This is a genomic window from Rhodococcus sp. NFXS4 (assembly GCF_058139645.1).
In genome coordinates this window covers 3,671,581-3,684,944 of record NZ_CP192221.1, presented here as the reverse complement: position 1 = coordinate 3,684,944, position 13,364 = coordinate 3,671,581, and the positions used below count along the sequence as shown (strand labels likewise).

Below are 13,364 nucleotides of genomic sequence, written 5' to 3'. Positions count from 1 at the left end.
CGGCTCAGATCGCGTGGAACGCCCTCCGCGCTGTCGCTGCCAGTGCCGCTCGTCGGCGATCGTGGTCGGACGCGCTCTCACCCGCGTGCGCGGTGTGGACGATCGCGGACTGCGCCCACGTGGCGGCGAGCGACACCAGCATCGACCAGAGATCCTCCGCCGCGACGTCGTCGACGAGAGTGCCCCGCTTCTGTGCGTCGCGGATGGCGTCCAACTCGGCGCGACCGGCATCCTCGCGGTGCGCGAAGAGGGGGCCGATCGGAGTCCGCTCCAACCGCGCCCAGGTCACCAGGCGCACCAGCTCGGGATCGCCGATATACATGTCGTAGAGGGCCGCGACGTATCCGGGCAGGTCGTCCGCGTCGAGCGGGACGTCCGCCATGTCGACGTCCACCCGGTTGTCGAAGACCGCGTCGAACAGTGCCTGTTTGCTGCCGAAGTACGCATAGATCTGCGACTTGTTGATGGCGGCGTTCGCAGCGATGCGGTCGACGCGCGCCCCCGCGATGCCGTGCTCGGCGAACTCGGCCGTCCCTGCACGGAGTATTCGTCGTCTCGTCGCGGCGGCGTCACCCATGGGTCGAGCCTACGCAGTGACCAACCGGTTGGTAACTCGATCATTCTCGGTTACGCTTCCAACTAACCAGTTGGTTGACACCGACCGGTCCACGTCGAAGGGACATCCAGTGAGAACCGTGGCCGCCTACAGCGCATCCGCACCCGGAGCCCCGTTGATCCGGGACTCGGTGGAGCGACGGGACCTGCGGGCCGACGACGTCGCCGTGCTCGTGAGCCACTGCGGTGTGTGCCATTCCGATCTGCACGCGCTCCGGGACGACGCGGGGTCCTTCCCGCTCACCCCGGGCCACGAGTTCGTCGGAACGGTGCTCGACGTGGGCAGCGGCGTCACGGACTTCGCCCCTGGGAACCCCGTGGCCGTCGGCAACATCGTCGACTCGTGCGGCGTGTGCGACATGTGCGCTGCGGGGCAGGAGAACTACTGCCGTGAGTTCCCCACCCTCACCTACGGCGGGCGGGACCGCGTCGACGGATCGACGACGGCAGGAGCCTTCTCGGCGGAGTACGTCGTGCGGGATCGCTTCGTCTACCACCGGCCGAAAGGCCTCGACGCGGCCGCGGTCGCTCCCCTGATGTGCGCGGGCATCACGGTCTGGGAGCCGTTGCGCCGCTGGGGCGTCGGTCCAGGGTCGCGCGTCGGTGTGGCCGGAATCGGTGGCCTCGGTCATCTCGCCGTGCGATTCGCGGCGGCGCTGGGCGCCGAGGTCACCGTGTTCACCACCTCGTCGGCCAAGGCGGAGGAGGCGCGGGAACTGGGTGCTCACCACACCGTGCTGTCGACCGACGACGCCGCGATGGTGGCGGTGCAGGGCGGACTGGATCTCGTCGTCGACTGCATCCCGGTCGCTCACGATCCGCACCCGTACCTCGCGAGCCTGGCGCTAGACGGAACCCTCTGTCTGGTGGGCCACCTCGGCTCGGTCTCGATCGAGACGGTGGATCTCCTGGTCGGTCGCAAATCGGTGAGCTCGTCCGGCAGTGGTGGTCGCCGGCACACGCAGGAGATGCTCGACTTCTGCGGCGACCACGGCATCACCGCGCAGGTGGAGGTGCTGCCGTCGGCCCTCGTCGGCACCGCTCTCGATCGTCTCGAGGCCGGAGACGTGCGCTACCGGTTCGTGCTCGACATGGGTGATCTGGTCGGCGACGGCACACCTGCCTGAGGGTTGCGGAATCGGGGCGCGGGGCATTCAGGGCGTGACCCGACCACCGATCAGAGAGCAGGACCCCGCGATGACGATGCCCAGTGATGCTGCGGACGCCGTGCCCGCCGCCGGAAGCAACGACGGACCGCGCGAGCACGAGCAGGACACCGAGCACACCGCCTACGTCGACGAGGAGAACGTGCCGCACCCCGGGGATGCGAACACCGACTCCTGATCGGCGACCGTGGGTATCGACACCAGCGGGAAGACACTGACACTCACCATCGGACACGACGAGTTGATCGTCCGTCAGCGATGGGAAGTGGTCAGCATCGTCAACGACATCGCGATCGCGGTGTGGTTCATCGCGGGCAGTGTGCTGTTCTTCAGTGAGTCGACCACCGAGCTCGGAACAGTCCTCTTCCTTGTCGGGAGCATCGAGTTGCTCGTCCGGCCTGTCATCCGCCTCGTTCGACGGGTGCACATTCGACGAGTACGTGGTGCGTCCGACGGAGTGGACAGCCTCGACTTCTGAGTGTCGTCGGGAGACCGCAAAGGGTGCCCTCGAGACCGTTCGTGACTGCCGCGCCGGCGGTCTCTGTGCCCGCACTGGGTACGGCATGGACGGCGTCGGGGGAGGCGAGCCCGCTGGTGGGGGAGTGGCGCATGACCGGGCTCGGCGTCGATCCTGCAGGGGTACGAGTCGTTCCACGGTGATCTCGTGACCGAGTCCGACGGAACCTCGGGGACCTTCACGATCTCGGTGGAGTCGGCTCTGGCGCGCGATCTCATCGGGCAGACCCTTCATCGTGCTCACGAGGTGGACGGTGACACTCTCGTTCCGACACCGAGCGATCCTGCCGACGGCTTCCGGGCCACCTACGAGCGTGGATGACGCGCCGCGGAGCGATTGCCCTCGCGTCCGCAGTCTCTCTGCTCGCCGGCTGCTCGGCTGAGAGCGACACCGTCGGTGCGGCTGCCTCGTCACCGACGACCACGCGGCCGACCGCCGCAGAACGGAACGGAGAGACGATGCGCGTCGCGATCGACGTCGAGGGCACCACGGTGATCGGAACGCTGAACGACAGTGTGGCGGCCCGCGATCTCGCGGCACTTCTGCCCGTGACGGTGGAGATGTCGGATCACGGCGGCGTGGAGAAGACGGGTCCGCTGCCGGCGGTGCTGAGCACGGACGGGTCTCCCTCAGGGGCGGAAGCCGATCCCGGCGACATCGGGTACTACGCGCCGTCGAACGACGTCGTTCTGTACTACGGCGATCAGAGCTACTTCCCCGGCATCGTCGTACTCGGGACCATGGACCCGTCGGGAGTCGGTGCGCTCGGTGGCACGGTGACGGTGACCATCACGTCGGCCGACTGATCGCGCCTGGCCTCACCACGGCCCATGTCTTCGGAGCCGAGCGTGAGTGCGGACGGTCCCGGGGCGCATACTTACCGGATGCCCCCCAACGCGAAGCGCACGATTCTGAGCAACGGCGCCGACCGCGTCACCGTCTTCCACGACGGGAGGGTGAAGGTCACCTCGAGTTCGCACGTCTGGGACATCGTCGATCGCGGACGCCACAGTGCCCTCGGCCAGTACGTCACCCTCGCGCCCGCACCGGCCCGCCACGCGGACGTACGAGCGGACGACCGCGAGGCCGCGCCGGGCACCCCCGACTTCGTCGCCGAACTGAACCCCGAGTTGGGGTCGGCCGTCGCCGGAACCGCAGCGGCCACGAACGGCACCTTCGTCCAGTTCGTGCACGACGGGACCATCATCGTCGGCAACGACGGCCGCGACCTCGCCGAGACGTTCAACACCGGTCGCGAGGCCACCGAGGAGGCCGCTGCGGAACGCGGTGGCGCGGTGACCGTGACGTTCAAGGGGTCGTATCGGCCGCGTGACATCCGTGAGCACGACTGGCTCATCGAGATCCCCGTGAACGAGAAGCCGTTCAGCAATCGCCTCTACCGGGGGGACTACGAGAACTCGGAGAACAAGGTGGGTCCGCACCGCAGGTAGTTCACAGTCCACCGGCCACCCGGAGCACCGCACCCGTCACGTAACTCGCGTCCTCGGACATGAGCCAGACGACGGCTCCCGCGATGTCGTCGACGGTGCCCGCTCGACCGAGCGGCACCGTCGGGGCGACCTGCGCGGGCCGGTCCGGCTCCTGGTGGAAGTCGGTCCAGATCGTGCCGGGCGACACGGCGTTCACGCGGATCGCGGGGGCAAGTTCCTTCGACAGTCCGAGTGTCAGTGCGTCGACTCCGGCTTTCGCTGCCGCGTAGTGGACGTACCTCGACGGACTTCCGAGCGTCGCGGCCGCGGACGAGATCGAGACGATCGATCCACCGCCCTGTCTCATGAGTGCTGCCTGCGCGAACTTGCAGCAGACGATCACTCCGAAGAGGTCGACGTCGAGGTCCCGGTGGATCGCCGCGAGGTCGTTGTCCTCGAGCCGCCCCACTGCGGTGGCCGCGCCGGCGTTGTTCACCACCCCGGTCACCGGCCCGAACGCCTCCGCTGCCGCGAAGAACGCGACGACGGAATCCTCGTCGACGATGTCGACCGCGCAGCACAACGCGCGGCGACCGAGGGCTGTGACGTCGGCTGCGACGGCGTCGGCCGAGTCCGCGTCGGAGTGGTAGCCGATCACCACGTCCCACCCGGCGCGGGCCAGGGCCAGGCTGATGGCCCGTCCGATCCCGCGTCCACCGCCGGTCACGATGGCGACCCTCGTGTCAGTCATGGGCACAGTCAACCCCGCCGGTTCCGGTGCTGCCGAGGGAATCGGAGCGCGGAACCCTCGACATGCCGCTGTCACCGCATCGGATAGTGCTGGCGCCAGCGTTCGAGGAACCTCGTCAACTCGGCCACACCCGACGACGCGGGCGAGGTCGTACGCCAGGCCACGTGCCCGTCCGGGCGGACCAGCACGGCTCCCTTCTCGCCGACCTCCAGCAGGTCGATCAGTCGACGTCGGTCTGCGGGATCCGGTGCGTCGACGGGGACCACCACGACGCCCGGGCCCGCGATGCGGTGAGTGCCGAGCTCGTTCTCCCACCCGTCGTCGTCGAGCGCGAGGAGCGTCAACGAGGTCCGGTGGAGTACGTCGTGGATGCCCGTGGTGAGCCCGCGCGTCGAGATCATCGCGTGGGGAAGCCGGGCGCCGGGGTAGGTGGTGGGGAGATAGTCGACCACGTCCTCGGGCGGCCGCACTGCAGAGTCGTCGTCGGCGACGAGGTCGCTCGTGTGCAGATAGCCGAACTGCAGACCGGTGGAGACGAAGTGTTCGATCTGACCGGGCAACGCCTCCGCGATCTGCCCGCGCAGTGCCGTCGAACCCGGAGCCCGAGGATGCAGTCGCCGCGCTCGACGCATCTGCCGACGCATCATCGCCGTGGCCATCGGCGCGACGAGCCGGTCGGGGAGCGACACGAGCGGTGCACGTGCCGCGACCCGGGTCGCGACCGCGAGCATCCTGTTGGTGATGCCGATGCGTCCACCGATGTCGTCGAGCCGGAAATGGTTGGCCACACTCTGCTCCGCGAACTTCTCCACCACCGGTCGGCGTTCCGTCTCGTAGGTGTCGAGCAGAGTCGGAGAGGCAGTGCCGGACAGCACCGCGTCGAGCTTCCACGCGAGATTGTGCGCGTCCTGCACCCCGGAGTTCAGGCCGAAGCCGCCGGTGTGCGGGAACCGATGCGCAGCGTCACCGAGGAGCAGGAGCCGCCCGCGGCGGAACGAGTCCGCGGTCTGCGAGGTCATCACCCAGGTGCCGGTCGACTCCAGCTCGAAGTCTTTGTCACCGAGCACCTTCGGCAACATGTCGGCCCAGAACTGGCGGCTGTTCGCGGCGATCTCCTGGGCCGGGTGCAGGTAGGCCGTCATGAGGATGTACCGGTGATCGGCGTGCGAGATCAGGACGCCGCACAGATCCGGCGTGTAGATCCAGCTCAGAAGTGGACGAGCGTCCTCCGGGAACAGCGTGTGCGAGGTGAAGAACGCGCTGCCCATGTTTGCCAGGACCGGCCCGTCGAGGTCGATTCCACTGGCATCGCGAACAGGGCTGTTGGCCCCGTCGCACCCCAACACGTATCGAGCGGTCAGCTCTCCGTCGTCATCTCCACTGCGCGTCCGCAGTCGGGCGACCTCGGGTGTGGACTCGACATCCAGAACCGTGACGCCGCGGCGGAAGTCGATGAGCGGGTCCTCGTCCAGCGCGTTCCACAGCACGGGCATGAGCAGGTGCTGTCCGATGTGCGAGACCATGTACGGGCTCTGGCTCTCGACGACTGCTTTCCGCTCGGGATCGGACAGCAGGTCGATGGACCCGATGGGGCCGTCGCCGATGCCGCCGAACCAACTGATGAGGTTCACCTCGTCGTGCGGAGGCGACATCGACGCGATGGCCGACGCGAGATCGGGGCTGTACTCGTGCCAGATCTCGAGCGTGCGGGCATTGATCACGTGTGCGGCCGGATGGAAGAGCGGCGTGGCTCGACGCTCCAGGACAACGGTGCGGATACCCCTGCGAGCCAACAGCAGTGCGGCTGTGGCGCCTGCCGGACCCGCGCCGACGATCACCACCGGAGTCGTCATCGGACGACGGTCCGCTGAGTGCCGAGATCGATGGTGCCGTCGGCCGTGCGGATGGTGGCGGTCACGACGTCGTCGACGGAGAGATAATGGGGATTTCGCGCCTGTCGAGCGAAGAAGATCTTCCACTTGACCGCCGGCGGAAGGAGTTCGCCGATCTTCTGCACGATCTTCGGTGGGGCGGAGATGGCGGTTCCGACGGGCGTGCCCGTCAGGAGAACGTCTCCCGCGGAGAGGGATTGGAAACGAGACAGGCGGGTGAGTGCCTCGGCGGGTGGCGTGATCAGGTCATCGCCGATGGTCTGATCCTGACGGACGTCGCCGTTGACGGACAGGGTCATGTGCAACTCGGGGAGCCGCGCCCAGTCCGCTGCGTCGAACAGGACGAGTCGCGGGCCGAGTGGCGTGAAGGTGGGATAGGACTTGCTCTCGTAGACCTGGACGCGGGTCAGCTGGATCTCCCGTGCCGACACGTCGTCGGCCACGACCACCCCCGCGGCGTAGTGCGGCAGGGTGTCCTGCGTGACCGTGGTCCCGACAGGGACGTCCGCCCCGATGACGATGCCCAGCTCGATCTCGTGATCCAGCAGGGCGACCTCGGCGGGTTGGCGGATCGGATCGTTGGGGCCGCTGATGGAGGCCGACGATTTCCGGAAGAACGTGGGGTGCAGCGTTGCCGGGTCGGCTCCGATGTCCAGCGCGTGCGACCGGTAGTTGAGCAACTGAGCCACGACGCGGCACGGTGCGGTGATCGGCGAGAGGACGTCGAGATCCGCCACGACGGCGTCCTCGCCGTGTGCGCTCTCGACGGCCGCACGATCGGCGAGCAGATCACGGGTGGTGTCGGCCGTGGTGTCGATCCGGGCCGCGGTCTCACCGTGCAGGCGCCACCATCCCTCGGCAGTGCGAACAATGTTCACGGGCATGGTGATTCGCTTTCTCGAGAAGGGATCACAAGGTACGGAACGAGATGGTCTTCTTGTTCGCCACGACCGGCCGGCCCGGCCTGGTCCCGGCCTCCCGCCGCCGCAGCTCCTTCGGCGACTCGCCGTTGCGCAGTCGGCTCAGCAGGTAGTCGGGATCGACGTTCACGCCGATCGGATTGCGGGCGAACTCGTCGCTGTAGAAGAACGCCGCGGTGTGATCCGGGTCGAAGTTCTCCACCTGGAACTCGAGTCGGATGCCGTCGGGATCCTCGTAGTAGAGGGAGATGGTCGGGCCGTGGTTGATGGACCAGACCGGGCGGATGCCCTGGCGCTTCAACCGCACGTAGTTCTCGAGCAGCCGTTCGAGGGACGTGAAGGTCAGCGCGATGTGGTCGATGCCGTAGACCTTGCGCTTGAGCCTCGCGAGCGGGAAGAGAAGCCGCAGAACCGGGGGCACGGCGATGATCGCCAGGCGGTGCGACTCGTCGTCCCAGGTCAGGAACGTGATCTCGTCGTCCTGATACGCGACCTGCGCCCCGAAGACGGTGCCGTACCACCGCACCATCTCGTCGGTGCGAGTCGATTTCACCACCCAGTGGGCGATGCGATCCGGTCCGTGCCTGCCGAGACCGGCCGAGCCGGTGTGGTCACCCGTCGCGTTCATCGTCGCCTCTCGTCGTGGGGAAGTGACCGCGACGCTACGAGCACTTTGACTGTCAGTCAAGAAGTTGACTCGTGCTCGAGGTGCGGGGCGGGGTGCACTACCCTCGGTGCCATGTCCGCGAACCCTTCCGACGGCGCGCGTCGTCCGCGACGGGATCGTCGACAGGCACTCATCGATGCGGCCATCGCCCTCATGAGCGAGGGCGGCGACGCGGACATCAGCGCGGCCGCCATCTCCCGGCGGGCCGATGTGGCCCACGGGTTGCTGTTCTACTACTTCACCGACAAGCAGGGCCTGGTGGCCGCGGCGCTCGCAGACGTGTTGTCGCGCTTGGTGCATCACCAGAGCCCGAGGGTGGACGAGCAGACTCCGGAGCAACGCCTCGACGGTTTCGTCCGACGGCACATCGAGTTCCTGGAGAACCATCGGACGCTGTACGTCCGCGTCGTCGTCGAGGGCGTGCTGGGCGATCCGGCCGTCGAACGGGCGCTCCGCGAGGCACGTGCGGCAGGCGCGCGTCAGGTGGCGGACATCGTCGGACTGGGGCAGCCCCTGACTCCGGTGATGCAGACGGCGGTCGTCGCCTGGACGGGATTCCTCGACCGGGCGGCCGACGAGTACGTCGAGCGCGACGACCTGTCGCTCGACGACGTCGTGGACCTCGTGGTGAGAGCCTTCGGCGTGGTCACCGGGCACTGACGCCGCGCATCCCTCGTGGCGGTGGGCACGTGCACAACGCATCGTGCGGCGCCGTGTCGCGACAGCCATCGTGCGCGACGCTCCCGAAGGCCACACTCGAGTGATCGATACCGTCGTCCGGCGAGGAGTGGCCCGTGATCATGATGCTGCGCTGGGTCCTCCGCATGCACTCGTTCGGACGGACGGCGCGAGTGGGTGATCCTCTCGAGACACGGTTCCGCGTACTCCCGGCGGATCTCGACATCCTGATGCACATGACCAACGGCCGGTACCTGTCCGTTCTGGACGCGGCCCGCATCGCGTACTACGCGAGAACCGGTCTGTGGCACCAATTCCGCGTGCGGGGCTGGAGTCCCGTCGTCACGGCGCAGAGCATCACCTACCGGCGCTCGCTGACCTTCCCGCGTGCGTATCGCGTGCGGACCCGTCTGATCGGTACCGATGCCAAGAACCTGTACTTCGAGCAGGTCTTCCACATTCGCGACGTCGACCATGCCACCGCGGTGGTGTCCGTCCGACTGACCGATCGGGGCGGCGGGTCGGTGCCGCCGGCGCGGATCCTCGCTCTCGACGGCACGTTCGTGCTGCCCGACCGCATCCCGACAGCAATCGCGGAATGGTCGGAGTTCGCCCGTCACCACCACGCAGGGAAAGAGGGTCAGTGATGACATCGTCCGGGACCACCACGAGTTCCGACCACCACACGCTGGCGGTCATCGGCTCGGGTTTCGCGGGAGTCGGAGCAGCGATCGGGCTGGCACCGTTGCACCAGGGGAGCGTCGTCATCTTCGAGCGCGCGGCGACGCTCGGCGGGGTGTGGCGCGACAACGACTATCCGGGTGCTGCGTGCGACGTCCAGAGCCTCCTCTATTCGTTCTCGTTCGCTCCCAGCCACCGGTGGCGTCACACCTACGCACGGCAGCCCGAGATCCGCGAGTACCTCGACCGGGTGGCGCGGGACCACGGGTTGCTCCCGCGACTCCGGACGCAGTGCCCGGTCACGTCCCTCACCTGGGACGCGAGCGCGGCGCGATGGACTCTCGAGACGCCGCGCGGGACGTCGACCGCGGATCACGTCGTTCTCGCCACGGGGTCCCTCGCCGACCCCTCTCTCCCCGCCGTCGACGGCATCGAGTCCTTCGCGGGTCCGATGTTCCACTCGTCGCAGTGGGACCACGACACGGATCTGACGGGTATGCGCGTCGCCGTCGTCGGTACCGGTGCCTCCGCGATCCAGTTCGTCCCGAGAATCCAACCGCTGGTGGAGTCCCTGACCCTGTTCCAGCGCACGGCACCGTGGGTGATGCCGCGCGACGACAAGCCCATCTCCGCACGCACGCGGACCCTGCTGAAGTCGGTTCCCGGATACCAGCGTGCTGCGCGCGCGGCCATCTACCTCGAGCGGGAGGTGAAGCTCCTGGCCTTCCGGCACCCTGCGTTGATGGCGATCGGGGAGCGCGAGGGTCGTGCGCACCTCGCACATGCCGTGAGCGATCCTGTTCTGCGGCAGAAACTCACACCGGACTATCGGATGGGCTGCAAGCGGATCCTGTTGTCCGACGAGTACTACCCGGCCCTGGCGCAACCCAACGTGTCCGTCGAGACGGCGGGCGTGGCGACGGTGACTCCCACCGGAGTGATCGACACGAACGGCACCGCGCACGAGGTGGACGCCGTCATCTTCGGCACCGGGTTCGACACCAGTCGACTTCCGCTGACGGACAGTGTCTTCGACGGGTCGGGTCGATCGATGGCGGACACGTGGGGCGACAGTCCGCGGGCCTACCTGGGAACGACCGTCGCGGGATTCCCGAATCTCTATCTGATGCACGGACCGAACATCGCACTCGGCCACACGTCGGTGATCCTGATGTTCGAGTCTCAGATCGCATACATCGAGAAGGCGATGCGTCGTGCGATGACCGCACGCGGTTCCATCGAGCCGACCGCCCGGGCGCAGGCCGAGTACTCGACCGACATCGACGACCTCACCGACGGGACGGTGTGGACGAGCGGTGGGTGCTCGAGTTGGTACCTCGACCCCGCCGGCCGCAACAGCAACCTCTGGCCGGGCAGCATCCTCGGGTATCGACGCCGTGCCGCGCGATTCGACGAGAAGCACCACGCGGTCCACACGAACGCGGTGCCGCGATGAGCGAGCCCGTCGTCCTCCTGCACGGACTCGGCGGGTCGCCTGCGATCTGGAATCGCGTTCGACCGCTGCTCACCGGTACGGTGCTCGCGCCCGAGATCGCGGGTACCGCGTCGATCGAGCAGGACGCCCTCGACATCGCCCGGGCGGTTCGGGCCGCCGGCATCGGTCCCGCTGTCGTGGTGGGGCACTCGCGCGGCGGACTCGTCGCCACGTCCCTGGCGGAGCAGTTCCCGGGCCTCGTGACCCGTCTGGTGCTGGTCGCGACTCCGCCGACCACGGCGAGTCGGCTGACGGCCAGAGGTGTCTCCGAGATGGTTCTCGGTGTGCCGGTCCTCGGCGCCGCGGTGTGGACGATGCTGCCCGAGCGCAGGCTCCGGTCCGGTCTCGCGTCGGCGTTCGCTCCCGGTGGTCCGGTTCCCGAGTTCGCGGTGCGGGACCTCGTCGCGACGGGACTGCGTCGGTTCCGCGCGTCCTCGACGGCGATCGACCACTACGTGACCGAAGCGCCGCTGAGAGAACGACTGTCGAGACTGTCCGTCCCGGTCTCACTGGTGTACGGCCTGAACGACCGACGTGTGGATCCGGCCGCGATGGCCGACAGTGCAGGCGGCCCGCGCACCACCGCGTATCCGCTGCGGCGCGAGGGGCACGGTGCCCCGTGGAGTTCGGCCGGTGCCGTGGCCGCCGTGATCGCCGGCGACGCGCACCCGAGCGAGGCCGTTCGACCCACTTCCACGGTGGCTCCGCGACTACGCCCGGTCCGGTGGACTCCACCGAGCGCGCCGGCCCGAGCACGGCAGGTGACGAGCAGGGAGCCGGTGGCGTCGATCCGGCGTCTCGAACTACCGGGCCGCGGGCCGGAGGACGTCAGGCTGGACTCGCGGGGGCGGGTACTCACCGGCCTGGAGGACGGGCGCATCGTCCGGGTCACCATCGACGACACCGGTCACGGCGTCGAGACTCTCGCGCACACGGGAGGTCGACCGCTCGGCATCACCGTCGTCGACGACGCCACGTTGCTGGTGTGCGATGCCGAACGAGGTGTTCTCCGCGTGGATCTCGGCACCGGGGTGGTCGACGTCCTTCTCGACCGACTCGACGGCGAACCGATCACCTTCGCGTCGAACATCGTCCAGGGGCGGTCGGGAAACATCTACTTCACGGTGTCCACCCGGCGGTTCGGGTTCCACGACTTCCTCGCCGATCTCCTCGAGCACTCCGGCACGGGCCGGCTGGCGGTGGTGTCGCCCGACGGCGCCGCGCGCACGCTCGTCGACGGTGTCCAGTTCGCCAACGGGCTGGCGGTCTCGCACGACGAGGATTCCGTCACCGTGATCTCGACAGGCGACTTCGCCGTACTGCGGTACCCCCTCGTCGACGGTCACGCCGGACCGCCGCATGTCGTCGCCGACAACCTGCCCGCCTTCCCCGACAACGTCTCGGTCGACGGTGACCTTCTGTGGGTGGCCCTGGCGACGCCGCGCAGCACACTGCACGATCGGGTCGCGCAGCTCCCCGGCATCGTCCGGAGGTTCGCGTACCGCCTCCCCGAGAGTGTGCGACAGGGCGAGTCCACGACGTGGGTGATCGCTCTCGACTCCGGCGGCACGGTCGTGCACGACCTGCAGTCGGCATCTCCCGAGTACTCGATGGTGACCAGCGTGGTCCGACGCGGCACGCAGCTGATTCTCGGAAGCATCACCGAATCCGCGCTGGCGGTCGTCGACCTCCCGCCCACGTCACAGGGGAGAGTCGAATGGTGAGCAGCCTCGACGGCCAGGTCCTCGTCGTCACGGGCGCGGCCGGAGGCATCGGTTCCGCAACGGCGCGGCGGTGCTCGGACCTCGGTGCGATCGTCGTCCTGCTCGACGTGGACGAGGGCGGTCTGACCCGCACCGCGCGGTCGCTGACGGGCCCGTGCGACACCCACGTGCTCGACGTCCGGGACGCCGATGCCTGCCGCCGTGTGATCGACACCGTCGTCGCCGAGCGGGGGCGGGTCGACATCGTGTGGGCCAATGCCGGTGTGTCGGAGTACGGTCCGCTCGACCTTCTGCCCGACGGAGCGTGGAAGCGCATGATCGACATCAACCTGGTCGGTGCCCACAACATCGTGCGGGCCGCGCTCCCGGCTGTCCTGGTCTCGCGCGGCCACATCGCCTTCACGTGTTCCTGGGCGTCCTTCGCTCATCAGCCCGGCCACTCGGGCTACGCCGCGGCGAAGGCCGGGCTGGAAGCGTTCGCGAACGCCCTGCGACTGGAACTCAGCGGCACCGGAGTGCGCGTCGGATCCCTGCACCCGGGATGGATCGACACGTCGATGGTCACGGGAAAGATGGCGCAGCCCGCGTTCGCGGCCCTGCTCGCCGCCCTTCCCGGCCCGTTCGGTGCGGTCAGCCCCGTCGACGACATCGTTCCGCACATCGTCCGCGCGCTGGAGCGGCGGTCGTCGCGCATGGTGTACCCGAGAGCCGGCCGCGTCCTCCTCGTTCTCCGTGCCGCGCTCCCGACGGCACCGTTCACTGCCCGGAGTCGAGCAGCAGCTCCGCGGATTCGTGCGCTCGCTGCTCGGGATGTGCGACGCTCGTGAA

At 68.4% G+C, this 13,364-nt stretch carries 16 protein-coding genes; 11 read left to right on the top strand and 5 right to left on the bottom strand.

Annotated elements, in window-relative coordinates; translation table 11 throughout:
* Nucleotides 1-4 precede the first annotated feature (4 nt).
* On the bottom strand, nt 5-577 hold the full coding sequence (locus J4E04_RS17340) for a TetR/AcrR family transcriptional regulator (RefSeq protein WP_490149112.1): 573 nt from the start codon (nt 575-577) through the stop codon (nt 5-7).
* Nucleotides 578-686: 109 nt separating this feature from the next.
* Here J4E04_RS17340 and J4E04_RS17335 point away from each other — a divergent pair, with 109 nt between their 5' ends.
* From J4E04_RS17335 to J4E04_RS17310, 6 genes are all read left to right on the top strand, one after another.
* The gene (locus tag J4E04_RS17335) at nt 687-1,742 is read left to right on the top strand and encodes an NAD(P)-dependent alcohol dehydrogenase (protein ID WP_490149111.1); all 1,056 of its coding nucleotides are present in this window, start codon (nt 687-689) and stop codon (nt 1,740-1,742) included.
* 70 nt (nt 1,743-1,812) lie between these two features.
* Entirely contained in the window at nt 1,813-1,959 is a 147-nt protein-coding gene (locus J4E04_RS17330; RefSeq protein ID WP_197027715.1) for a hypothetical protein, read from the top strand.
* Between the two features lie 9 nt (nt 1,960-1,968).
* Nucleotides 1,969-2,259, top strand: coding sequence for a YrhK family protein (locus J4E04_RS17325; RefSeq protein WP_490149110.1), 291 nt, complete (start codon nt 1,969-1,971; stop codon nt 2,257-2,259).
* A 186-nt stretch (nt 2,260-2,445) separates the two neighbouring features.
* Nucleotides 2,446-2,619 carry a hypothetical protein gene (locus J4E04_RS17320; RefSeq protein ID WP_235578792.1) on the top strand — a complete coding sequence of 58 codons (174 nt, stop codon included), beginning with the start codon at nt 2,446-2,448 and terminating at the stop codon, nt 2,617-2,619.
* 137 nt (nt 2,620-2,756) lie between these two features.
* Entirely contained in the window at nt 2,757-3,104 is a 348-nt protein-coding gene (locus J4E04_RS17315) for a cyclophilin-like fold protein (RefSeq protein WP_490149109.1), read from the top strand.
* Nucleotides 3,105-3,182: 78 nt separating this feature from the next.
* Entirely contained in the window at nt 3,183-3,749 is a 567-nt protein-coding gene (locus J4E04_RS17310; protein WP_027504369.1) for a hypothetical protein, read from the top strand.
* Between the two features lies 1 nt (nt 3,750).
* Here the strand turns inward: J4E04_RS17310 and J4E04_RS17305 are convergent, their stop codons facing one another.
* The 4 genes from J4E04_RS17305 to J4E04_RS17290 all read right to left on the bottom strand — a co-directional run bounded on the left by J4E04_RS17305 (nt 3,751) and on the right by J4E04_RS17290 (nt 7,919).
* On the bottom strand, nt 3,751-4,479 hold the full coding sequence (locus J4E04_RS17305) for an SDR family NAD(P)-dependent oxidoreductase (RefSeq protein ID WP_490149108.1): 729 nt from the start codon (nt 4,477-4,479) through the stop codon (nt 3,751-3,753).
* Between the two features lie 71 nt (nt 4,480-4,550).
* Entirely contained in the window at nt 4,551-6,332 is a 1,782-nt protein-coding gene (locus J4E04_RS17300; RefSeq protein ID WP_490149107.1) for an FAD-dependent monooxygenase, read from the bottom strand.
* Nucleotides 6,329-7,255 (bottom strand): fumarylacetoacetate hydrolase family protein, encoded by a 927-nt coding sequence (locus tag J4E04_RS17295; RefSeq protein ID WP_490149106.1) that lies wholly within the window; start codon nt 7,253-7,255, stop codon nt 6,329-6,331. The genes J4E04_RS17300 and J4E04_RS17295 overlap by 4 nt, the downstream gene beginning before the upstream one ends.
* 25 nt (nt 7,256-7,280) lie before the next feature.
* Nucleotides 7,281-7,919 carry a VOC family protein gene (locus tag J4E04_RS17290; RefSeq protein WP_051613004.1) on the bottom strand — a complete coding sequence of 213 codons (639 nt, stop codon included), beginning with the start codon at nt 7,917-7,919 and terminating at the stop codon, nt 7,281-7,283.
* Nucleotides 7,920-8,030: 111 nt separating this feature from the next.
* Between J4E04_RS17290 and J4E04_RS17285 the strand changes: the two genes are divergently transcribed.
* The 5 genes from J4E04_RS17285 (at nt 8,031) to J4E04_RS17265 (ending at nt 13,363) form a co-directional block, all read left to right on the top strand.
* Nucleotides 8,031-8,618, top strand: a complete 588-nt coding sequence (locus tag J4E04_RS17285; RefSeq protein WP_490149105.1) for a TetR/AcrR family transcriptional regulator — start codon at nt 8,031-8,033, stop codon at nt 8,616-8,618.
* Nucleotides 8,619-8,758: 140 nt separating this feature from the next.
* Entirely contained in the window at nt 8,759-9,283 is a 525-nt protein-coding gene (locus J4E04_RS17280) for a thioesterase family protein (RefSeq protein WP_307097579.1), read from the top strand.
* Nucleotides 9,283-10,773, top strand: a complete 1,491-nt coding sequence (locus J4E04_RS17275) for a flavin-containing monooxygenase (protein ID WP_490149104.1) — start codon at nt 9,283-9,285, stop codon at nt 10,771-10,773. Before J4E04_RS17280 ends, J4E04_RS17275 begins: the two co-directional genes overlap by 1 nt.
* Nucleotides 10,770-12,536 (top strand): alpha/beta fold hydrolase, encoded by a 1,767-nt coding sequence (locus J4E04_RS17270; protein WP_490149103.1) that lies wholly within the window; start codon nt 10,770-10,772, stop codon nt 12,534-12,536. The genes J4E04_RS17275 and J4E04_RS17270 overlap by 4 nt, the downstream gene beginning before the upstream one ends.
* Nucleotides 12,530-13,363 (top strand): SDR family NAD(P)-dependent oxidoreductase, encoded by an 834-nt coding sequence (locus J4E04_RS17265; RefSeq protein WP_222627996.1) that lies wholly within the window; start codon nt 12,530-12,532, stop codon nt 13,361-13,363. The genes J4E04_RS17270 and J4E04_RS17265 overlap by 7 nt, the downstream gene beginning before the upstream one ends.
* The last annotated feature ends 1 nt before the right edge of the window (nt 13,364 follow it).